Here is a 22,940-nt window from a genome sequence, read left to right as displayed (position 1 = left end):
ATATATCCCTTAAAAAGCATAAAATAACCTTAGAATTATATGAAATATTTTAAATTTACACCAAAGTCCTATACAAAATGCGCTCTTGGTAAGAGGATATATTGTGACGCTTGTGTTATTCTTGAATTAAAGAATTAAGAAGCAGGCTAAAGCTGTATTAAGTACTCCTGGATTTGAGGAGGAAGGCTTATGAAGAGAGTATTTATGGAAGAGCTGGAAACCGGTATGGTAATTGCCCGGACTATAATTGGAGCAGATGGTAGGGCTCTGCTTACCGAGAATACGCGCTTGAATGAAACTTATATACAAAGATTGCAACAATTAGGAATTAGTTCAGTTTACATTAAAGATGGTTTAGCTGATATTGAAATACCGGAAGTTATTTCTGCCCAGGTGCTAACTGCTGTTTCCAGCAATGTAAATAGTATGTTTAAAACATTTACCTCTAGAAAGACTCTGGATATAAATCAGCTTCGTAAGATGATATCTCTATTGCTGGAAGATATAGTGACTAATAGGAATGTTATTATCCATCTGGAAGATATCCGGGCCTATGATGACTACCTTTTGTTTCACTCCATTAACGTAGCTGTTCTATCCATGATGACCGGTTTGAGTATGGAATATCCGGAAGCAAAGCTTGTGGACTTGGGATTGGGAGCATTGCTGCATGATCTAGGTATGATTATGATTGACTCGGCTATTTTTAAATCAGCACGGGAAAAAGAACTAACTGCCGAGGAGAGAGAAGAAATTCAAAAACATGCGGAAATCGGTTTTAATATTTTACGCACCTACAGGGAAGTGCCGACCAAAGTAGCCCACATTGCTTACCAACACCACGAAAGATTTGATGGTTCTGGGTATCCACGAAAACTGGACAAAAAACAAATCCTGGAATATGCTTCTATAGTAGCAGTAGCAGATGTTTTTGATGCCATTGTTTCAGACCGTCCTTTTCGCCGGGGTTACTCTTCAACGGATGCTATGCTGATTATAAGAAGATTGGTTAATACTTACTTTGATTCGGAAGTTGTTGAAGCCTTTGCCACTAACATCGCCATGTATCCGATTGGTTGTCTTGTAAGTCTCAATTCTGGTCATATCGCTGTGGTTACCTCTGTTAGCAAAATTAATTCTCTCTCTCCGGTGGTTTATGTGACCTTGGACCACGATTTGAACTTTATTGAAAAACCCTTCCAGCTCAACCTTCAGGAAATAAAGGGATTCAAGATTCAAAGAAGGCTAAGTTATGAAGAAACTGAAGTTGTTCGTGCCAAAATTGCCGGTCAGAAGATAGAATGCCAAAATAAGAGCCCCAAGATTAATAACGAAAAGAGCTATGCAGTTTTATAATTTACTCTATTAAAGAAAGTAGTTTCCACAAAGTAACTGGTTGAAGTAGCTATGAGGTAAAATATGTGCCCTGCTTATTTAAGCGGCGGGTTCCTATTAACAGGCGGCGGATTCAAATTCCCCGCTTCGTTGCAGCGTGTGTTGAAAAACTGTTCCCAGTTTCTTCCGATGCTAAAATTTAGTTTCCACTATCGCTAAGTAATTGAGCGAAGAAGTGAGGGGGAGGTAGCAAAGATTGTTTGCTTACCTCCCTTAGCTATTTTTAAACAGCGTATATAGTTTAAAGTGGATAAAAGTCCCGGGGTTGAGTTAGGACAAAATTATTTAAAAACAAGCTCTCGGGGGAAGGACAGTAATCCTAAATGGGCTAAAAAGTCCCATACAATATGGGACCATAGGAGGGCGTAATACTTTTTGTTTTAGGTTATTCTATATTAAAGGATGTCGAACCAAGTCGTATAACGAGGTAAAATATGTCACCCGCTAAGCGGTCGGGTTCCTATTGACAAAAAAGCGGCGGGTTCTGATCCCCGCTTCGTTGCAGCACTGTGTTGAAAACTTCGCCGCAGTTCTTTCGATGCTTAAAACGGAAATAACTTAATTTAACTTATTTGATTAGGGATAATAATCGATAGCTAATTTATTTCAAAATACACTAAAACATGAAGGGATGAGATACCTATGGCTGAAATACGTAATTGTCCTAAATGTAAGCAGCTCTTTACCTCTAACTCAAAACAGGTATTATGTCCGGTTTGTGCTGGACTTGTAGAACAGGAATATAGTATTGTCCGCAATTTTATTAGAGACAACCCTGGTGTTAGCCTTATTGATGTGGTGCGAGAGACCGGGGTAAAACAGGAAATAGTTCTTAGCTTCATACGGGAGGGACGATTCGTACATATGTAAATATTCAAGTTGTCTTTTTCGGACATGCAAGAGAAATGAATTGCATGTATTTTATCTTTTAAGGGGGATGTTTAATGAAAAGGGTGCCGATGGAGGAATTAGAACCGGGAATGGTAATAGCCAGGACTGTAATAGGATCTGATGGGAGGGCTCTGTTAACTGAGAATTCCCAGCTTTCAGAAGCATACATTGAAAGACTGCGATTATTGGGGTTTAAATCAGTCTATATCAAAGATGGGTTGGCTGATATTGATATACCCCAGGTAATTTCCAACCAGGTTCTTTCTGCTGTTTCAAGTACCTTGAGCAATTCGATAAAAAGTTATTCGACTAAAAAAACTTTGGATTTAAAAAGTTTAAGAATGGTTGTCACCATGTTACTTGATGATTTATTAAGCAACCATAATCTGCTTATTCAATTGGAAGATATTCGAGCTCATGATGATTATTTGTTTTTTCATTCAATCAATGTAGCAATATTTTCAATGATGACAGCTATAACTATGGGATATACAGAAGGAAAAGTGATAGATATCGGCTTAGGAGCTTTGCTCCATGATATAGGTATGATTATGATTGACCCGGCTATTATTAATAAAAGTGGTCAACTAACAGAAAGCGAAAGTGCACAAATTAGGAAACACCCCGAAATCGGTTTTAATATTTTAAGAACTTACCGGGAAGTACCGACCAAGGTAACGCATATTGCTTACCAGCATCATGAAAGAGTTGATGGCTCTGGTTATCCCCGCATGTTGGATCGAAAGCAAATCCTAGAATACGCCTTAATTGTTGCAGTTGCGGATACTTTTGATGCGGTAGTTTCGGACCGGCCTTTTCGAAAGGGATACTCTACTACTGAAGCTCTTATCATTCTAAGAAAGCTATCTAATAGTTATTACGACCCGGAAATTGTTGAAGCATTTGCATCAAATATAGCCCTATACCCTGTTGGCTGCCTTTTGAGTCTTAATACGGGACATATTGCTTTAGTCACATCAGTTACTCGGATTAATTCCACGCGTCCTACGGTGCATGTAATATGTGACCGTGATTACAATTTAATACACCCGCCCTTTGAAATTAACCTGCAAAAATCTACTGAGATTAGTATTCTTAAGAGACTAAGCAATGAAGAGACCGACATTGTTCGTTCCAAGATTTATACGCAGAGGAATGAAGCGAGGACAGGATCCTGTGTAGGTTGATTTAATCTGAACTTTCTAGCAGTTCAAGTTTTTCAATTTTCCAGGATTCGTCAACATAAGAAAGGTGAACTGTGAAAATATAGGAGTCCTGTTCCGAGTAGCACCCGGAATAAGAGCGTCGAAAAATAATGCTATTATAGTTTGGTTGGTAAAAACTGCATTCATTATAGTCCGCTTGAGTTAAAACAGGGATACCATCGCAGGGAACAATCACCAGCTTATCTATACCCGGAATCCATTGTGTATAAGCCTCAACTATATCGCAAGCCAGTTGAGGTTCAAATCCAAAGGAAAGAAAGTTTATTGCTTCGTCTTTATCTTTGGCATGCAGGCTAATTAAATAACCTGAAGACGAATCTACATCTTCAAGTAGAGAAGAGTAGATTACAAAATCTTTGACCATGGCCACAAAAGCTTGCTGAACTTCATTTGAGCCCTGGTTTACAGGATAATAAACTAGGGAAATGCTTTGCCTATCCCGGGAAAGTGCTGTAGAATGGGCAAAGGTTAAAACTATAGTTATCACTAGCAAACAAATAATTCTTTTCGGCAAATATTTTCACTCCGGATAATTTAGTAATCATAGTATAAGACAAATACCAAAAATTTACAATTACCAAAATTAATCCCGGGTAAAAAATACCAATATTTATTTGCTTGTATATAATACCGCTCCGAAATCCTTCCATTTGAATAGCCAGGTACTAAGCCCTAAGGCTGCAACCACTGAGTTAGTAGGGGCTTAAATAGTAAGATGTAGTAGGAATTAAATTAATCCCCTTACTTTACTAATACAATAGTTAAGCAATAGTTAAACAATCGCAAAACTAATGTTCGTCGTCTTCCGCCTTCCGTCAACTAAACTTCGTGAAAACACACACCGAGTAATCCTGGTCCAGTGTGTACTCCGAGTGCCGGGCTAATATCTGAAGTTATTACTTCCTTAAGATTGGGAAGATTACGCAGTCTTTCTAAAATAGCTTCACATTCCGCTTTGGCCCCCCCATGCAGAATAGCCAGGTTAAAGGGTTTGTCCTTCGTGGATTGTTCCACCAGTTCAATAAGTTTCTCTATGGATTTTTTTCGTCCTTTAGCTTTACAGAAGGTAAAATATTTTCCTTCTAAGTTAACCGAGATGATAGGTTTCAGATGCAAAAATTCTCCCAGCATGCTGGCAACCAGCCCGATTCTTCCACCACGACGCAGGTATTCCAAGGTTTCAATAACATAATAAAGATGCATTTTATTTTGCAGTTTCTTCAGGTTTTCCAGTGTTTTCTCAAAGCTCCATCCATTGGCAATATTGCGGGCAGCGTCCAGCACCAACCAGCCGGTTCCCATGGATAGAGTTTTGGTATCAATCACTTCTACTTTCATGTCTTTAATGTCTTTAGCGATAAGCTTGACGGCCTGAGAGGTTCCTGAAAGCCCGCTGGAGATGTGAACAGCCAGTACATGAGTAAAGCCTTCGCTACGAATTTTTTCAAAGATCTCTTTGATTTCTTGTAATGGTGGCATAGACGTGGTAGGAATTTCCTGAGGCATACGGGCATAAACCTCTTCGGGTTGAATATCCACCCGGTCGATATATTCTTGTTGGGGATAGATTACTCTGGCGGAAATAACCTTGATATTAAATTTTTCAATAAAGCCGCGAGGCAGGTCACACATGCTATCACATAGCAGGGCTATTTTTTCTTGCAAAATATTCATCTCCCTCATAAATTCTGATTTGGTTGCCAATAAGGCATTTCCACAAGCCCTAAGCTCTTATGAAGCGCTTGTTGCCGGAGGAAACTAAAGCATTTAGCAAAAGTAAGCTAATTATTTTAACTATTAAAGAATACTAAGCATATTGTAGATGATTTTTAGTAGTTTGGGCAAAAAAATATAAACGAGGTGAAATATGTCCCCAGTTTCTTTAGGAGGTTGAGTTCCTTTTAACAAAACCGGCGGCGGGTTCTAATCCCCCTTCTCGTTACAGCGTTGTGTTAAAACTGCTCCGTATTTTTTTCCGATGCTTAAATAAATATTTGACATCAGCAAACAATATAAGTAATATTGTTGTGTAAAGCAATTTCCCTTTACGAAGGAGAAGAGTTGCTATGCTGGAGAAAACAGAACATATGATTATGCTTAAAGATTTTTATGGACCTTTGCTGACTTTAAAACAGCAGGATCTTATGAGTCTTTATTATGAAGATGACTGGTCTTTATCCGAAATTGCAGAAAACAGGGGAACCAGTCGTCAGGCAGTTTATGATGTGCTCAAAAGAGCTGAAACTGCACTACAGGAATATGAAGAGAGGCTGGGACTGGTTGATAAATTCATATTTACCCGCCGGGGACTGGAAGAGATCTATACTTTATTGAAAAAGACAGGCTGTCTGGAGCAGAAAGAGATAGAAAAAGCTATTGAAATCCTCCATGAAATAATGGAATTAGTATAACGAGGTGAAATATGTCCCCCGCTAAGCGGTTGGGTTCCTATTTACAAACAGGCGGTGCGTTCTAATATCCCCCGCCTCGTTGCAGCGCTGTGTTGAAACTGCTTCGCAGTTTCTTCCGATGCTTAAAAGGAGCGATACCATGGCATTTGAAGGTTTATCAGATCGACTGCAGGATATTTTCAAAAAGCTTCGTGGAAAAGGCAAAATAGGTGAAGAAGATATAAAAACCGCTATGCGGGAAGTACGCCTGGCTCTCCTGGAGGCAGATGTCAATTTTAAAGTGGTCAAGGATTTTGTGGAACGGGTTCGGCAGAGGGCTATTGGGCAAGAAGTACTGCAGAGCCTGACCCCGGGGCAGCAAATTATCAAGGTTGTTCACGATGAAATGACGGCTTTGATGGGGGGAAGCGAAAGTAAATTAACCCTTGCTGCCAAACCCCCGTCAATATATATGCTGGTGGGACTGCAAGGAGCTGGGAAAACCACTACGGTGGCTAAACTTGGGCGCAATTTGCTTAGACAGGGAAGACGGCCGGTACTGGTTGCTGGTGACATCTATCGCCCGGCTGCTATTAAACAGTTGCAGGTTTTAGGTGAGCAGGTGGGAATACCCGTTTTCTCCATGGGCCAATCAAATCCAGTGGATATTGCCAGGGCTTCCCTGGAATATGCCCGTAGCCAAAATCGAGACATAGTTATTTTAGATACTGCTGGCAGGCTGCATATCAATGAAGAACTGATGGATGAACTGAAACAGATTAAATCGGCGATTAATCCCCATGAAATCCTGCTGGTGGTTGATGCCATGACCGGGCAGGATGCAGTCAATGTGGCCGAGTCCTTCAACCGGGACTTGGGATTGACCGGAGTAATACTAACCAAGCTCGATGGAGATACCAGAGGTGGTGCTGCTCTTTCCGTCAAAGCGGTTACGGGTTGCCCTATAAAATATGTAGGTATGGGGGAGAAGCTTGATGCTTTGGAAACCTTTTTCCCCGATCGAATGGCATCCCGTATACTGGGCATGGGTGATATCCTGAGCCTGGTGGAGAAAGCCCAGGCTAATATTGATCAGGAAAAAGCCCGGGAAATGGAACGGAAAATTCGTAAACAGGAGTTTACTTTGGAGGATTTCTTGGAACAGATGCAGCAGGTAAGATCAATGGGGCCTCTGGATGAATTGTTGGGAATGATTCCTGGGATCGGGAAACAGATGAAGGGTTTCAAAGGAGAGTTTGATGAAAGAGAGATATTAAGGATTGAAGCCATAATAAAATCCATGACTCTGCAGGAAAGAAGAGATACCTCTATCATTAATGGAAGCAGGAAGAAAAGAATTGCCCGGGGGAGTGGAACCAAGGTTCAGGAGGTAAATCGCTTATTAAAACAGTTTGAAGAATCCAGGAAACTGATGAAACAATTTGCCGACCTTGGCGGGAAAAAAGGAAAACGAGGGGGAATGCCCCCTATAAGATTTCCGTTTTAACCCGGGTGTTCGAAGGCCAGTGCAGTGGTGAAAAGCTAAACGGGGTGTTTGAGTGTTAAGATCCTACTGGGAATATTAATCCCTCATCCCGCTTTTGTTAAATTTCAGGTTAATTTAAGGAGGTGAATACGTGGCAACAAGAATCAGACTGAGGAGAATGGGAGCCAAGAAGAGTCCCTTTTACCGGTTGGTAGTAGCCGATTCAAGATACCCCAGAGATGGCAGATTTATTGAAGAATTGGGATATTACAATCCTTCTACCACTCCGGCGACAGTAAAGATTGATGAAGAAAAAGCACTTAAATGGTTGGCCAGTGGAGCTAAACCTTCTGATACAGCCAGATCGCTTTTGCAAAAACAGGGAATTATGGCCCGCTTCGCGGAAATTCGCAAGTAATATAAGAGCCAGGCAGGGGGGAAATTTAGTGAAAGAACTGGTGGAGTATATTGCCAAATCCCTGGTAGATAATCCAGACGAGGTTGAGGTCAGAGAAAGCGAAGGGGAAAGATCCACGGTACTGGAACTTAAGGTGGCCGCCGATGATATGGGAAAGGTTATAGGTAAACAGGGCAAGATCGCCAAGGCCATTCGTACTCTGACTAAAGCAACAGCAGCCAAAGAAGGGAAAAGGGTAGCAGTAGAAATAGTAAAGGAGGGCTAATTTATTAGCCCTTTCTATTTGATATTATGCGAGTACTTTAGCGTTGATGCGGGGCATTCACCGGGCATAGACTAGATCTCTTTTATAACGAGGTGAAATATGTCCCCCGCTAAGCGGCCAAAGTTCCTATTAACAAAACAGGCGGTGGGTTCTAATCCCCGCCTCGTTGCAGCGCTGTGTTGAAACTGCTCCGCAGTTTCTTCCGATGCTTAAAAGCTATTTGGATGAAAAATAGAGTCCGGGAGGCGATGGCTTGAATAGTGATAAGTTGGTGGCTATTGGGAAAATTGCCGGAACTTATGGTTATGCAGGATGGCTTAAGGTGATTCCCCTTACTGATTTCCCGGAACGTTTTTATAAGCTGGATAAGGTTATTCTAAATCAGGGAGGAAAGCTGGGGACATTCCTTGTTGATGGGCTTAAGGCTCATAATAATTTCTATCTATTCAAGTTTAGTGGAATCGATACAGTGGAAGTTGCCCAGGGCTTTCAAAATGGGATTTTGCAGATTGATGAGAGTGAACTTTATCCCTTACCTGAAGGTTATTTCTACCACTTCCAACTCCAGGGACTTTCTGTATACGATGAAGAAAAGGGCCTGCTGGGGGAGTTAACGGATATAATCGAAACCGGGGCCAATGATGTTTATGTAGTGGATTCTCCCCAATATGGAGAAATACTTATTCCCGCTATTAAAGATGTTATCCTAGCGGTAAAGCTGGAAGAAAAGCGCATGGAGATTAAGCTTTTACCGGGCTTGATTGAAGATTGAGGTAATTATGAAGATAGATATTTTAACCCTGTTTCCTGAGATGTTTGTCTCTCCCTTTAATGAGAGCATAATAAAAAGGGCCCGGGAACAGGGAATTATCACTATCAATATTACAAATATCCGGGATTTTGCTCAGGATCGGCAGCAACAGGTGGATGATTACCCTTATGGTGGGGGAGCAGGCATGGTTTTAAAAGCTAATGTCTTGGGAACTGCTATAGAAGAAGTGAAAGGCCCCGATACATGGGTGCTGTATATGTCTCCCCAGGGCAAGCCGCTTAACCAGGACAGGGTGTGGGAATTAGCCAGAAGGAAGGAACTGCTCATTGTCTGTGGTCATTATGAAGGAATAGACGAGAGAGTTATGGCCATGGTAGATGAGGAAATCTCCATAGGTGATTATATACTAACCGGAGGTGAACTTCCGGCTATGGTTTTGGTCGATGCTATAGCTAGATTGATACCAGGAGTTTTGGGCGATGAGAATTCAGCTATGGAAGAATCCTTTAGTTGCTCACTGCTGGAATATCCGCAGTACACCAGACCGGCTAGCTATGGTGAGCAGGAAGTTCCGGAAGTTCTTCTTTCCGGGCACCATGAAAATATCCGGCGTTGGAGAAAAAAACAGAGTCTTTTGCGTACTCTCTTGAAACGCCCCGATCTTTTATTGAAGAAATGCTTTGATGAAGAAGAAAAAAGCTTGTTGGAGGAAATACTATTCCACAGGGAGAATAAGCGTTGAGAAAAGCGAAAGTATACATCGCTCTGTTACACTATCCGATGTATAACAAGCGTATGGAAATAATAACCACTTCTATCACCAACCTGGATTTGCATGACATCTCCCGGGTAGCGCGTACCTATGATGTAGATGCGTTTTTTCTGGTCCATCCTTCCCCTAACCAACAGGAATTGATAAGAGATATTATTTCTTACTGGCAGGATGGTTATGGGGGCCAATACAACCCTGACCGGAAAGATGCTTTCAATATCATAAAAAGTGCTGAAACTTTGGAAGAAGTGCAAGAATACCTGGAGAGTATGAATGGAGAAAAGGTTTTTACGGTAGCTACGGATGCTCGATTATATGCCAATACCATTAGCTATAGCCAGCTGAAAAACATGGTTTTTAATGAAGAGAAATCATTTTTACTCCTCTTTGGCACCGGTTGGGGAATACAAAAGGAAATAATGGAGAGTTGTGATTATATATTACAACCCATCGAAGCGAAGCGGAACTATAATCACCTGTCGGTTCGCAGCGCTGTATCGATAATTTTGGATCGCTTGTTAGGAGAATACTGGTTTAACCTATAGTTTTTTCTTGAGATTATGGGTATCCTGTGATAAAATATTTTTGTTCTGTGTAAAAAAGGTGGTCCGCTGCATTAAACTAAAATGTATGAACACCTTCTGGAAGGAGGTTGGATGATGCAAAACATAATCAAGTCTATCGAAGAGGAATACTATAAGAAAGACCTGCCTCGCTTCGGCCCCGGCGATACCGTCAAGGTTCATGTCAAGGTGGTGGAGGGTACCCGGGAAAGGCTTCAGGTTTTTGAAGGAACGGTAATAAAGATTAGAGGCACCGGTTTGTCCCAAACTTTTACCGTAAGGAGAACCACATCTGGGGTTGGAGTAGAAAGGACATTTCCTCTGCATTCTCCCAAAATTGCCCGAATCGAAGTGACCAGAAGGGGCAAGGTTCGCAGGGGACGCCTGTACTATCTCCGCCAACTGACGGGCAAGAAGGCCCGGGTAAAAGAAAAAGGCAGGTATTAAGATTAATAGTTACGAAGGAGAATACCAGGCAGGTATTCTCTTTTTTCTTAAGTTAAGAAGAAAATCTTAATCAGCTTAAGAAAAAGGAGGAAAAACCTTGACTATTAACTGGTTCCCAGGCCACATGGTAAAGGCCAGGAGAGAAATAGAAAAGAACATAAAACTGGTTGACATAGCTTTAATACTGCTCGATGCCCGGGCTCCTTTTTCCTGCCGGAATAGCGATTTAGAGAAGATAGCCCGGAATAAGAAAGTTGTAATGGTATTAAACAAGGCTGACCTGGCCTCGCCGGAAGCCATCCGTCGTTATATGCAAGCTCTTGAGCAGGAGGGTTTTCTGGTAGCTACTATGGATTCTCTCAGCGGTAAGGGTCGTCAAGCAGTTTTAAGAATGGCAAAATCAGCCTTCCGGGAGAAGGCGGAGGAATTGCAAAGAAAAGGTAGAAGACCAAGAGCTATCCGAGCAATGGTAATGGGGGTTCCCAATATCGGGAAATCTACTTTTTTGAACTGTCTGGTGGGGCAGAAAATTGCTCAGACCGGAGCCAAACCGGGGGTAACCAGAGGTAAACAATGGGTACGGTTGCATGAAGATATTGAATTGCTGGATACACCAGGCTTGATGTGGCCCCGGGTTGAAAGTGAGGAACAGGGATTAAAACTGGCTCTTTTGGATATAGTGGGGGAGAATGCTTATAGCGAGTATGAGGTAGGACTTTACTTGCTCTCTATTTTAAAAGATAAACACCCACAAATCCTGCTGGAGAAGCTGGGATTGGATGTAGGAAACCAACTTGAAGAAGAGATGCTGGCGGCTATAGCCAGAAAGAGAGGATACCTGCTTAAAGGTGGAGTACCCGACCTGGATAAAACCTGCCAGGTCTTGTTGCAGGAATTTCGGCGGGGAAAATTGGGAACTATCAGCCTGGACTAAAGCAGGCAAAAGAACCGTCCCCATGCCTGTCAATTTGTTTGGAGTGAGCCTGGTGTTAAGACGATTTGCTATAGTGTTAATATTTATCAGCCTGGGCAGTTGGGGCTCTTATTATATATACCAGGCTACGCTTGGCCAGCAGGAAACTGTGGAGCAGTGTACGGCTTCGCCGGTTTCAAAGATTAAAAATACCCCCACCCCGAAGAAGGCGACTATTACCCTTACTGCAGCTGGTGATTGTCTGATGCACAATACGCAGATATGGTCTGGGCTACAAGCCGATGGCTCTTACTGTTTTGATAGCTTCTTTCCTGAGGTAAGAGATCTGATTATGGAAGGAGACTATAGCTCAATCAATTTTGAGGCGGCTATGGCTGGTCCGGAATCTGCTTATACCGGTTACCCTCTTTTTAATAGTCCTGATGCCATGGCGAAAACTCTTAAGGAAGCTGGCTTTGACCTGGTGGTAACAGCTAATAACCACAGCCTGGATCGCGGAGTGAAAGGAGCCATTCGCACCCTGGAGGTTTTACAGCAGGCAGGTCTGGATACCCTGGGTACATACAAAAGTGAAAAAGACAGCCATACTTACTTGATAAAGGATATTAAGGGTGTAAAAGTGGCTTACCTGGCCTATACTTATGGCACCAATGGCATACCGTTGCCGAATGAATACTCTTTTCTGATAAATTTCCTGGATGAAAAAGAAATTTTGGCCGATATCAAGGTAATCAGGCCCCAGGTAGATGTTTTGGTGTTGGTTTTGCACTGGGGACTGGAGTATAATCCCCGGCCATCTGACTTACAGAAGAGGCAGGCCTATAGCTTTCTGGAAGCTGGTGCGGATGTGATATTGGGCAGTCATCCCCATGTTATTCAGACTATGGAAAAGATAAGAATAGCTAAGAAGGATAAATTTGTAATCTACTCCATGGGCAACTTCATCAGCCATCAGATTGGACAGGAACGCAATAGCGGCATAGTCCTGAAATTGAAATTCACCAAAGATTTCTCCAGTGGAAATACTCTTTTGGATGAGGTCTCATATACCCCAACCTTCTCCCACTCCTATCAAGAAGCAGGCAAAATGAAATTCCGGGTAGTTCCGGTGGAAAATACCATAGAAAAAATTGAAAAAGGTGAGGAGAGAATTTTAAGTAAAAACCACCTCCCGCTGCTCCAAGCAGTACTGGCTTCAACCAAGTCCCAACTGGGAGAAGGTTTTAGCAGGGAGTAGAGCTAATACCGCTATTTACCAGGGTTAAGTGCGGGGTTTAGTCTTTATTGAGGGACGTGATTATTGTAAAATAGATGATAATGATAGCAGTATAAAGAGCAGTATAATATGAAGCAATTAGAGGAGGTTTATTGGATGCAGGACTTATATTGGGAGTGCAAAGTTTGTGAAGCATGTGGGGTATGTGGAAAAAGTGAGGAGGAATGTAGATTATACGATGAGTATTATGGTTTCGGAAAATCTCCGGGGGCTGGAAAAGCTGAAAGAGGTTCTTTGGCTGTTCTGGAAAGGGATGCCAGGAAGCTTAATCAGGCCAATCAAGGTATTATTAACCGCTTAAACGGTCGCATCGTTAAAGTTATTGAAGGAGAATCCACGGCTCTTTTGACTATTGCAATGGGAGAGCATTACATAAGCTCCATGATGCCTTTGAGCAGATTCAGGGAGAGTGGAAAAAAGATCGGAGACTTGCTTGCGGTGGCATTTAAGTCGATTGATGTAAAAGTTATGAATTAGCTCCCTTGAGGACATGCTAATAAAAATGGGGATAGCCAGAACCAGAAATATGCGCTGATTTGTCCCTCAATTAATATCTCTAAAGTCTATTACCAATCATTGTTCTTGTACCAGGTCAAAGGCCTTGGAATTATCCAAGGTCTTTTTTTTTTGCATATTAGTACCAGGCTACAGCAAAATTTATGAGGATATGGTATGTTTAGGATGAGGTGGTCAGAATGAACTTAGGCGAAATAATGAGCCCCAACCCTGTTTTACTAAGACCGGAACAATCAATCCGCGAAACAGTAACCCTTTTCCTGGAGCGGAATATTGATGGAGCTCCGGTGGTGGATGAGAATAATCAAATTATCGGACTTTTTACCAAGACCCATGTTTATCGAGCGATAGAGCAGGAAATGGATATGCTTCAACCCATAGAGAAATTAATGAAGCGTGATATTATTATTGGACACCCGGAAGAAGAGATAGAAGATGTACTATATCCCGGACTAGGGAGATTGCCCATAGCAGATGAAACCGGAATTATGGGCATGATTACCCGGACTGATTTGGCCCGGGTTTTCCTGGAGTCATATAGAAATATATCCAGTGAACTAGATGCTATTATCAACTCTACCCATAACATGATTGTTTCCGTAGACAAGCAATCCAGAATCAGGGTATTCAACCGGGCCGCTGAAAAACTTTTAAAACAAAAAGCAGAGAATGTAAAAGGCAAGCTTATCGATGATGTATACCCTACCAGCCGTCTTACCAATATAATCAAGTCGGGGCAGGTCGAGACCTTGCAGAAGATTATGTTGAATAACCACTATTTTATCTCCAATCGTTCACCGATAATTAAAGATGGCGAGATAATTGGAGCAGTTGGTGTTTTGCAAGATATTTCCGAACTGGAGGAGTTATCGCGGGAATTAAAATATGTTAAAGAACTCAACGAAGAACTGGATGCTATTATTGAATCATCGTATGACGGTCTTTATATTACGGATGGCAATGGGATGACATTGCGTTTAAATAAAGCCTTTGAAATGATTACCGGGATAAATGGACGCGAGTTCTTGGGAAGGCATGTGGATGACATAGCCCGGGAGGGTATTGTTTCCGAATCGGTAAGCTCCCTGGCCCTTGCGCGCAAAGAAACCGTAACTATTATTCAAGAAACCAGAAGCGGCAAGACTACTCTGGCCACAGGTAGCCCGGTCTTTGATAAAATCGGGAATATATTTCGCGTGGTTTGCAATGTCCGGGATATTACGGAACTCAATATGCTGAAACAGAAATTGGAACAGGTTCAGGGATTAAGTCAGCACTATGAAAGCCAGTTAAAAACCCTGCGAATTTATAGTGGTACAGATAAAATCATAAGCAAATCTACCGAAATGAGAAAGCTTTTGGAAACGGTGGTTCGATTGGCAGAGGTAGACTCCACCATTTTGATCAATGGTGAATCAGGAACCGGCAAGGAGCTTATTGCTGAGACCATTCATAACCACAGTGCTCGCGCCAAGAAACCGTTTATTAAGGTAAACTGCGGAGCCATCCCCGAGAACCTGATGGAATCAGAGCTTTTTGGTTATGAGTATGGGGCTTTTACCGGTGCTAAAAAGGAAGGTAAAGCCGGTTATTTCGAACTGGCCCATGAGGGAACCCTTTTTCTGGATGAGATAGGTGACCTGCCCTTTAATTTGCAGGTAAAACTCTTGAGAGTATTGCAGAGCAAGGAAATAAACCGGGTGGGGGGGAGACAAGCTCTTAAAGTTGACACCCGGATTCTGGCTGCCACCAACCGCAACCTCTTGGAAATGGTGCAGAAAAAGCAATTCAGGGAGGATCTTTATTATCGTCTACATGTAATTCCGGTTATAATTCCTCCATTGAGGGATAGAAAGGAAGATATACCATCGCTGATAGTGCATTTTATCGCTTTGTTTAATCGTAAATATAAGCTTAACAAGCGCATATCCCCCGATGTAGTAGATATATTGATGGCTTATGACTGGCCGGGAAATGTACGCGAACTGGAAAACTTGATTGAAAGGCTGGTGGTTATATCCTCCAGTGACATCATAAGTCGGGATGAGCTTCCAGTTCATTTGAGTTCGGCTGCGGTTGATAATCCCCAGGTTAGTGTTTCGGCAATTATTCCACTCAAGGAAGCAGTAGAAAGTGTGGAAAGACAGCTACTGGAAAGGGCTTTTGCCCAGTATAGGACTACCCGTCAAATGGCCCAAAAACTAGAGGTGAATGCTTCCACCGTGGTTAGGAAGGCTGCTAAATATGGAATATCTCCTCCGAGCCGGTAAAAACGAAACATAATGTTGCCATAATGCAGCAAACGTTGCTGTAATGCAACAAAAAAAACCAGGTAAAGTTGTTGCGTAAATGCAACGACTTTACCTGCAAATAAAAGAGTAGAACTCAAAGATTTGGGCATTTCTACGGAAGTATGTTATAAGTTGTAGCCTTTACAGTGGTGGAAAAAAAGAAATCCAGGAAAAGAAACAAAAGAGGAAAATAATACCAATATAGAATAAACAGAGCAAGAAAAAACTTGTTGTTTAAATGCAACAATAGTAATTGCTAGTACAATTACTATCCTATATCAATCGCTTTATTCCAAGGCATTAAATTCTATGCAAAAACAAGATAGGGGCGTTTAGTATTGCAACTAATAAAACCCAAGCTTCGAGATCGAACAGAGCCCCAGAATTTAAGCATTAATTTTGCTTGCATATATATTGTTTTCATAGTTTGGCATAGTACTTGCATAAATATAGCTTGACATGGATGCAAAATAAGCGGCATTATGAAGATCTTCTATCGTAACGGTATATCGGTTTTATAAGAATAATTGAGAGCCTTGAGCCCCACTAAATTATATTCAGTGGGCTTTATTTTTTTAATTGTTATTTACCTTTTTAAAAGAGAGAGGAGGAAAAATTACTTTGAAAGATTTCAGGTGTAAGAAATGCCAGAAACTTTTAGGCAAATATCGAGACTGTGTTGAACTAGAGATAAAGTGCCCGCGCTGTGGAAGCAGGAACACTCTTGGTCCTACAGAAAAGAAAAATAATGTAGGAGAAAAGGAGTTGTACTTCGCCGCTTGCAGCAAAAGCTAGCAAGCTAATGTAATTTATGACAACTGCATAAGGACTTATCTGTTTGAGAGCCTAAAGAGCCCCGTCAGATTATTCTGCGGGGTTCTTTTTTGGAGAGGAGGTGAGTTGTTTAGCTTATTTGTTGTATGACGGAAAAATATAAAACGCTTTCAATAAGCTAATATCGCTTTAAGGAGGAAAGATTATGTCGGATTATGCGCAAAAACTAGAAATAAAGAGGGCTGACTATCCCAAGAAAATTGCGGTTAGCGGGTTTGGGGAGAGAAAACCGAATTTTGAAGGCATGGGAAGAAATGTCGGCAATGTATACAAAAACTTCCGGGAAGTAGTTTGCGTGGAAGCTTGCCGTACGCCTTATGGGGTGATGGGCGGAAAACTTAAAGAATATGATGCTCCGCAGCTGGGAGCCCTGGCAATTAAGGAAGTATTGCGCCGCACCAATGGCAAAGTAAAACCGGAAGATGTGGATTATGTCTATATGGGACAGGTGGTGCCGGCAGGCAACGGGCAAATTCCCGGGCGGCAGGCCACCATACTGGCCGGGTTGCCAGAATCGGTTCCGGCCATTTCCGTGAACAAGGTTTGTTCATCCGGTATAAAGACCATTGATCTAGGCGTCCAAGCCATAATGTTGGGGAAAGCGGATATTGTCATAGCCGGTGGACAGGAAAGCATGAGCAACTGCCCCTATTCCTTGCCCGAAATGCGTTATGGACGGCGTATGGGGCTATTAAATGCCAATTGTGTGGACCTCATGGTTTATGACGGTCTTTGGGATGCGTTCTATAACCGCCACATGGCCATACACGGCTCGGAAACCAGCGATGAGTTCGGGTTTACCCGCGAAGATAACGATGAGTGGGGGTACAACTCCCAGATGAAAGCTGTTGCCGCAATGGAGGCAGGCCGCCTGGATGATGAAATCTTCCCGGTGGAAATCAACAGAGGGAAAGATGTGTTGAGCAAGGACGAAGGACCCCGCCCCCAGACCAAGATGGAAGCTTTGGCCAAGCTGCCCCCGGTATTCAATCATAAGAGCACCGTTACCGGAAAGCCCGGCAGCGTAACCGCCGGAAATGCCCCCGGAGTAAATGATGGCGGTGATGTTTGCCTATTGATGAGCCGGCAGAAAGCCGATGAATTGGGCCTAAAACCCCTTTTTACTATTGTCGATTATGCCGAAGTATCCCAGCAGACCAAGGATATCGCCACTGTTCCCGGCCTGTCCATAAAGAAAGTACTGGAACAGAACGGCATGACCTATAAGGATGTGGATTTAATTGAAATAAACGAAGCCTTTGCTGCGGTGGTTTTGGTAAGTGCTTGTAGCATACTGGGCATGAGTAAAGAAGAAATGTTTGAAAAAGTCAATGTCAACGGAAGTGCTATTGCCTTTGGCCATCCCATCGGGGCCACCGGAGCTAGAATCGTAATGACTCTGGCCTATGAGCTACGACGCCGGGGCGGCGGCTACGGGGTTTGCGGAATATGTTCCGGCCATGCCCAGGGTGACGCCATGTTGATCAAAGTTGAAGCATAGTAAAAGCGGGAGGCGAAATTTATGACTATTAAGAAAATCATGGTCATCGGTGCCGGGCAAATGGGCGGGGGAATAGCCCAGGTATCTGCCCAGGCCGGGTATGATACGGTGCAATATGATATTAATATGGATCTGGTTAACAAGGGACTGGCGGTTATAGAAAAAAACCTGTCCCGCGATGTTAGCAAGGGGAAAAAATCCAAAGAAGATAAGGCCGCTATTTTAGGCCGCATAAAACCATCGGTTAAACTGGAAGATGCCGCTGATTGCGACCTGGTAGTTGAAGCTATTGTGGAGAATTTTGATATTAAAAAACAAGTATTCAGCCAGTTGGATCAGATAGCTCCGGCCCATGCTATTTTGGCCAGCAACACCTCATCACTGCCCATTACTCAGATTGCTGCCACCACCAAACGCCCGGAAAAAGTGATAGGAATGCACTTTATGAATCCGGTTCCAGTAATGAAACTGGTAGAGATCATTCGCGGTCTGGCTACCACGGATGAGGTCTATAAGATAATTGAAGAAGCCTCCATAAAAATGGGCAAAACTCCGGTTTGGTGCAAAGATGTTCCTGGTTTTATATCCAATCGGGTTCTGCAGGTCATGATCAATGAAGCCCTCTGGGAGCTTTATGAAGGCGTGGCCCCGGCAGAGAACATAGACAACATAATGAAGCTGGGTATGAATCATCCTATGGGACCCTGTGAACTGGCTGATTTGATAGGACTGGATACCATACTCTCTATTCTTAATGTCATGTATGACGGCTATGGTGATCCCAAATACCGCCCCTCTCCTCTGCTTAAGCAATATGTGCAGGCAGGCTGGTTAGGAAGGAAAACCGGCAAAGGCATCTACGACTACCGCAAATAGCTTTTGCGGGATAAAAGCGGAAGACAGGTGAATTTATTATGGAATTTGAAAACCTGATCCTGAAAAAAGAAGAGCGGATTGCTCATCTGGTCATTAACCGGCCCAAGGCATTAAATGCCCTCAACCAGGACACTCTTATTGAATTAAAAACTGCAGTTGAAGATGTCAGAGACGACCAGGATATTGATGTGCTGATAATAAGCGGCGCCGGAGGTAAGGCTTTTGTAGCCGGAGCGGATATAACTTTTATGATGGAAATAAACGCCCTTGAGGGCCGGGAATTCGGGCTTTTGGGTCAAGGAGTCATGCGATTGATCGAAGCCATGGAAAAGCCAGTGATTGCTGCTATTGATGGTTTTTGCCTGGGTGGTGGATGTGAATTGGCTATGGCTTGTGATTTTCGTATCTGTTCCGAGAAAAGCAAATTCGGGCAGCCTGAGGTTGGCCTGGGCGTTACTCCGGGTTTTGGCGGAACCCAGCGCCTTCCTCGCATAGTAGGTGCGGGAATCGCCAAACAGCTGCTTTATACCGGCGATATTATAAATGCGGATGAGGCTATGCGGGTTGGATTGGTCAATTATATAGTACCATCAGAACAATTGATGGGGAATGTGGAAAAGCTGGCGCAAAAGATTGCCTTACGAGGCCAGAAGTCAGTCAGATTCTGCAAGATAGCGGTAAATGAAGGAATGCAGACCGATATAGACTGGGCCATGACCGTAGAGGCAGATCTTTTTGACCTTTGCTTTGCCACGCATGTTCAAAAAGAAGGCATGCGAGCATTTGTAGAAAAACGGAAAGCCAATTTTATTGGAAAGTAAGGAGATGAAAATATTATGGATTTTGCTTTAAGCGACGAATCTTTAATGATGCGAGATATGTTTAGGAAATTCTCCAAAAACGAGGTAGAACCTCTGGCAGCAGAAATAGATAGGACTCATGAATTCCCCATGACTACTTTTAAGAAAATGGCTGATTTGGGTCTAACCGGGTTACCTATCCCCGAAGAGTGGGGGGGAGCCGGGGCCTCTTATCTTGATTTCGCCATGTTTGTAGAGGAACTGGCCAAGTGCTGTGCTTCAACCGCAGTAATTATGAGTGTCCATACCGGTCTGGGTTGTATGAGCACCTATCTTTATGGCAGCCAGCGAGTTAAGGAAAAATACCTGCGGGCATTAGCTACGGGAGAGATAGTCGGAGCTTATGCTCTGACCGAACCCAATGCCGGATCTGATGCGGCTTCGCTCAAGTGCAAAGCGGAAGACAAAGGCGATTATTTCCTGGTAAACGGCAGCAAAATATTTATCACCAACGGGGGAGTAGCTACCACTTACTGTACTTTTGTAAAGAGCGATCCCAGTCAGGGCTCTGGCCGGGGTATAACTTGTTTGGTAATCGAAAAAGACACCCCCGGTTTTACCATGAGCAAACCGGTAGCCAAGATGGGGATGAATGGCTCTCCCACGGTTGAACTCTACTTTGAAGATGTCAAGGTGCCCAAAGAAAATGTGTTGGGAGAAATTAATGATGGTTTTAAGGTAGCCATGGGTCTTTTAGCCGGCGGACGTGTTACTATTGCGGCTCAGGGGCTGGGGATTGGTGAAGGGGCATTGGATTATACCGTTCAGTATATCAAGGAGAGGCAACAATTTGGCAAACCGCTGGCGGCCAATCAGGGGGTACAGTTTATGGTGGCAGATATGGCTGCTGCGCTGGATGCTGCTCAATTGTTGGTTTACCGGGCTGCCTGGCTGAAGGACAATGGATTGCCCCATAACAAGGAAGCTTCTATGGCCAAAAAATTCGCTACTGATACGGGGATGGAAGTATGTACTAACTGTGTACAGCTTATGGGAGGCTACGGGTACTGTAATGAATTCCCGGTGGAAAGAATGATGCGTGATGTTAAGATTACCCAGATTTATGAAGGCTCCAACCAGATTCAAAGGATGATAATCGGACGAGAAACTATAGGACGCTTCTAAAAAAGGGTGCAGCCCCTGGATGCTATTAATTAAATAGCCATCCGGGGCCGGCAAATTAAATTGCATATTTTTAATTTAGGGCTTTGGACAGTAAAAGGCAAGTCCAAAAAAATAGAGAAAGAAGGAGGAGAGAGGAATGGGTAAAGCGGAAAGAATTACCCTGAAAGAAGCGGGAGCCCTTATACAGGACGGCGATATGTTGTCATTCAGTGGCTTTACTATCTGGCGTCGACCAATGGCTCTGGTTTACGAGATGGTTCGCCAGGGGAAAAAAATCTGCACCTCTTTGAAGTGAACGGCGGCACCCACACTGAGGTATTGGCGGGAGCAGGGGCGGTTAAAATCTGGGAATCCTGTTGGGTAGGGCATGAACTCTATGGAAAACTGGGTGAAGGAGTAGCCCGGGGACAATGTGAAAAATCTATGATAGTTGAGGATTACAGCCATGGTCAGGCTGTGGCCAGATTACTGGCCGGAGCCTATGGCTTACCTTTTTTCCCCACGGCACTCTCGATGGGGACCGATATTTTAAATCCCCAGTACGATATGCTAAAGATTGCTGGTCTTAGAGATGGCTCCAATCCTAAAATTCCCCGGCAGAAGTATACAGTCAGCGGGGATCCGTTTTATGATATGGGAGAAATCCTGCTAATGCCTGCTGCTAATCCTAATTGGGCATTGGTCTATGCTTCGCAGGTTGGTGATGAGGGAACCCTGCGGGTTAATGCCCAGACCTATACTGATGCGGAAGTAATTAAGGCGGCGGATAAGGTTATTGTCTTGGCAGAAGAGGTTGTTCCAGACAGCTATTTACGCAGCGAACCGGAAAAAAACATTGCTACCGGTTACTCCATTGATTATGTGGTTGAGCTACCATGGTCAGCACATCCCACCGGTTCCCAGGGTTATTATGATGTTGATGCTGACTTCATCCGTAATTTCTATTCCGCTTCCAAGAGCAAAGCCGGCTATGACAAATGGGCTGAGGAATGGATATTTGGCGTTGATAGCCATGAACAATATCTTGAGAAATTAGGCATTAGTAATTTGGAGAAACTGCGGGCCAATAAGGTCCTGGGTTATTCCACCAGGGTGAAAAGGGGGTCGAGATAAATGACAGCGAAGAATAATAAACTGGCCAAAGCGGGTGAATATAAACCAATTGACCTCCTGGCAGTTGCTGCTGCCCGGGAGGTAGTTGATGGGGATATTGTTTTTGCTGGAACCGGCCTGCCCATGCTGGCTATCATGTTAGCTCAAAAAGTAAGTGCTCCTAATGCGGTATGTATTTATGAAGCCGGGAGCATTGACGGACGGCCCATCGATCTGCCCACTTCTGTAGGTGATGCCCGCTGTGCCCACCAGGCTTCGATGGCGGCTGGTTTAACCGAGACTTTTTACGGGCAGCTTCATTGCGGATATGTGGATCTGGCCTTCCTCGGGGGAGCCGAGATCGACAAGTATGGAAATGTAAATACTACGGTGGTTGGTGATTACCTGAACCCGGAAAAGCGTTTTACCGGTAGTGGCGGTAACCCGGATATCAATGCTCTGGCCAGACGGACGGTATTTATAATGGTTCAGGAAAAGCGCCGTTTCAGAGAACATGTTGACTATATTACTTCTCCGGGCTGGAGGTTGCCCAAATGGCCCGGGGGAGAATTCGTGCATAAGAGAGAAGTATACGGCAAATTCTTCCGCGGGGGCGTGGAAGCAGTAATAACCAATATGGGCGTATTCAGGTTTGATGAGGAAGGGATAATGTACCTGGATACGGTTCATCCGGGATTCACTCCGCAACAGGTGAAAGATAACTGCTCTTTTGATCTTAATATCTCCCGGGTAAGCGGAGAGACCAAACCCCCGACTTATTACGAACTGGAATTACTTTATAAAGAAGTCGATCCGGAAGGTATCTTCTTGCCCTAGTTAAATCAGGTAGTCCCCTTATATTATTTATAGATTTTGGCCTCATTATCTTAGGTTTTGAGGCCCTATTTTTTTAAAGGGTTAATCATGTTTAGTAGGTGGAATTCCCAGCCCGCCTAGCTGTTGGTTATCTGTTTGTAGAGCAGGGGGTAAGTTCGATGGCACTGAAAAAG

23 protein-coding genes and 1 pseudogene are annotated in these 22,940 nt (G+C 43.4%); 22 read left to right on the top strand and 2 right to left on the bottom strand.

The features are described 5' to 3' along the window. The first annotated feature begins 189 nt into the window (after nt 1-189). From SWOL_RS07780 to SWOL_RS07775, 3 genes are all read left to right on the top strand, one after another. Nucleotides 190-1,356, top strand: a complete 1,167-nt coding sequence (locus tag SWOL_RS07780) for an HD-GYP domain-containing protein (RefSeq protein WP_011640906.1) — start codon at nt 190-192, stop codon at nt 1,354-1,356. Nucleotides 1,357-2,037: 681 nt separating this feature from the next. Further along, complete coding sequence (locus tag SWOL_RS14340; RefSeq protein WP_011640905.1) at nt 2,038-2,265, top strand: YvyF protein; 228 nt, start codon at nt 2,038-2,040, stop codon at nt 2,263-2,265. A 74-nt stretch (nt 2,266-2,339) separates the two neighbouring features. After that, nucleotides 2,340-3,473, top strand: coding sequence for an HD-GYP domain-containing protein (locus SWOL_RS07775; protein ID WP_011640904.1), 1,134 nt, complete (start codon nt 2,340-2,342; stop codon nt 3,471-3,473). Nucleotide 3,474: 1 nt separating this feature from the next. On the opposite strand, the gene SWOL_RS07770 is transcribed toward SWOL_RS07775, so the two are convergent. Together SWOL_RS07770 and SWOL_RS07765 are read right to left on the bottom strand one after the other, a co-directional pair. After that, nucleotides 3,475-4,026, bottom strand: a complete 552-nt coding sequence (locus SWOL_RS07770) for a hypothetical protein (RefSeq protein WP_011640903.1) — start codon at nt 4,024-4,026, stop codon at nt 3,475-3,477. A 305-nt stretch (nt 4,027-4,331) separates the two neighbouring features. Next, nucleotides 4,332-5,186 (bottom strand): DegV family protein, encoded by an 855-nt coding sequence (locus tag SWOL_RS07765; RefSeq protein WP_242649396.1) that lies wholly within the window; start codon nt 5,184-5,186, stop codon nt 4,332-4,334. A gap of 392 nt (nt 5,187-5,578) precedes the next feature. Here SWOL_RS07765 and ylxM point away from each other — a divergent pair, with 392 nt between their 5' ends. From ylxM to SWOL_RS07675, 19 genes and pseudogenes are all read left to right on the top strand, one after another. Further along, nucleotides 5,579-5,923 (top strand): YlxM family DNA-binding protein, encoded by a 345-nt coding sequence (gene ylxM / locus SWOL_RS07760; protein ID WP_011640901.1) that lies wholly within the window; start codon nt 5,579-5,581, stop codon nt 5,921-5,923. 139 nt (nt 5,924-6,062) lie between these two features. Beyond that, complete coding sequence (gene ffh / locus SWOL_RS07755) at nt 6,063-7,409, top strand: signal recognition particle protein (RefSeq protein ID WP_011640900.1); 1,347 nt, start codon at nt 6,063-6,065, stop codon at nt 7,407-7,409. A gap of 130 nt (nt 7,410-7,539) precedes the next feature. Next, nucleotides 7,540-7,806, top strand: a complete 267-nt coding sequence (gene rpsP, locus SWOL_RS07750; protein ID WP_011640899.1) for a 30S ribosomal protein S16 — start codon at nt 7,540-7,542, stop codon at nt 7,804-7,806. Nucleotides 7,807-7,834: 28 nt separating this feature from the next. After that, entirely contained in the window at nt 7,835-8,071 is a 237-nt protein-coding gene (locus SWOL_RS07745; RefSeq protein WP_011640898.1) for a KH domain-containing protein, read from the top strand. A gap of 253 nt (nt 8,072-8,324) precedes the next feature. Beyond that, a complete protein-coding gene (gene rimM / locus SWOL_RS07740; RefSeq protein ID WP_011640897.1) occupies nt 8,325-8,843 on the top strand; it encodes a ribosome maturation factor RimM in 519 nt (172 codons plus the stop codon). Between the two features lie 7 nt (nt 8,844-8,850). Further along, nucleotides 8,851-9,585, top strand: a complete 735-nt coding sequence (gene trmD / locus SWOL_RS07735; RefSeq protein ID WP_011640896.1) for a tRNA (guanosine(37)-N1)-methyltransferase TrmD — start codon at nt 8,851-8,853, stop codon at nt 9,583-9,585. Then, complete coding sequence (locus tag SWOL_RS07730; RefSeq protein ID WP_011640895.1) at nt 9,582-10,160, top strand: RNA methyltransferase; 579 nt, start codon at nt 9,582-9,584, stop codon at nt 10,158-10,160. The genes trmD and SWOL_RS07730 overlap by 4 nt, the downstream gene beginning before the upstream one ends. Nucleotides 10,161-10,274: 114 nt before the next feature. Then, on the top strand, nt 10,275-10,625 hold the full coding sequence (gene rplS / locus SWOL_RS07725; RefSeq protein WP_011640894.1) for a 50S ribosomal protein L19: 351 nt from the start codon (nt 10,275-10,277) through the stop codon (nt 10,623-10,625). Nucleotides 10,626-10,722: 97 nt separating this feature from the next. Beyond that, entirely contained in the window at nt 10,723-11,559 is an 837-nt protein-coding gene (gene ylqF / locus SWOL_RS07720) for a ribosome biogenesis GTPase YlqF (RefSeq protein WP_011640893.1), read from the top strand. A gap of 52 nt (nt 11,560-11,611) precedes the next feature. After that, a complete protein-coding gene (locus SWOL_RS07715) occupies nt 11,612-12,796 on the top strand; it encodes a CapA family protein (protein ID WP_242649314.1) in 1,185 nt (394 codons plus the stop codon). Nucleotides 12,797-12,931: 135 nt separating this feature from the next. Continuing rightward, nucleotides 12,932-13,312 carry a hypothetical protein gene (locus SWOL_RS07710; RefSeq protein ID WP_011640891.1) on the top strand — a complete coding sequence of 127 codons (381 nt, stop codon included), beginning with the start codon at nt 12,932-12,934 and terminating at the stop codon, nt 13,310-13,312. A gap of 218 nt (nt 13,313-13,530) precedes the next feature. Next, nucleotides 13,531-15,621: a sigma-54-dependent Fis family transcriptional regulator gene (locus tag SWOL_RS07705; protein ID WP_011640890.1), complete on the top strand. Its 2,091-nt coding sequence runs from the start codon at nt 13,531-13,533 to the stop codon at nt 15,619-15,621. A 642-nt stretch (nt 15,622-16,263) separates the two neighbouring features. After that, complete coding sequence (locus SWOL_RS14005; protein WP_155814171.1) at nt 16,264-16,437, top strand: Com family DNA-binding transcriptional regulator; 174 nt, start codon at nt 16,264-16,266, stop codon at nt 16,435-16,437. 184 nt (nt 16,438-16,621) lie between these two features. After that, nucleotides 16,622-17,977, top strand: a complete 1,356-nt coding sequence (locus SWOL_RS07700) for a thiolase family protein (protein ID WP_011640889.1) — start codon at nt 16,622-16,624, stop codon at nt 17,975-17,977. A 21-nt stretch (nt 17,978-17,998) separates the two neighbouring features. After that, entirely contained in the window at nt 17,999-18,853 is an 855-nt protein-coding gene (locus SWOL_RS07695; RefSeq protein ID WP_011640888.1) for a 3-hydroxybutyryl-CoA dehydrogenase, read from the top strand. A gap of 38 nt (nt 18,854-18,891) precedes the next feature. After that, on the top strand, nt 18,892-19,674 hold the full coding sequence (locus tag SWOL_RS07690; RefSeq protein ID WP_011640887.1) for an enoyl-CoA hydratase-related protein: 783 nt from the start codon (nt 18,892-18,894) through the stop codon (nt 19,672-19,674). Nucleotides 19,675-19,689: 15 nt separating this feature from the next. After that, nucleotides 19,690-20,838, top strand: coding sequence for an acyl-CoA dehydrogenase family protein (locus SWOL_RS07685; protein ID WP_011640886.1), 1,149 nt, complete (start codon nt 19,690-19,692; stop codon nt 20,836-20,838). A 136-nt stretch (nt 20,839-20,974) separates the two neighbouring features. Next, a pseudogene (locus SWOL_RS07680) lies at nt 20,975-21,951 on the top strand (CoA-transferase). Beyond that, complete coding sequence (locus SWOL_RS07675) at nt 21,952-22,767, top strand: CoA-transferase subunit beta (RefSeq protein WP_011640885.1); 816 nt, start codon at nt 21,952-21,954, stop codon at nt 22,765-22,767. Nucleotides 22,768-22,940: the final 173 nt, after the last annotated feature.

Source organism: Syntrophomonas wolfei subsp. wolfei str. Goettingen G311, from assembly GCF_000014725.1.
GTDB classification, from domain to species: domain Bacteria; phylum Bacillota; class Syntrophomonadia; order Syntrophomonadales; family Syntrophomonadaceae; genus Syntrophomonas; species Syntrophomonas wolfei.
This window is presented reverse-complemented; position numbering and strand designations above follow the sequence as displayed.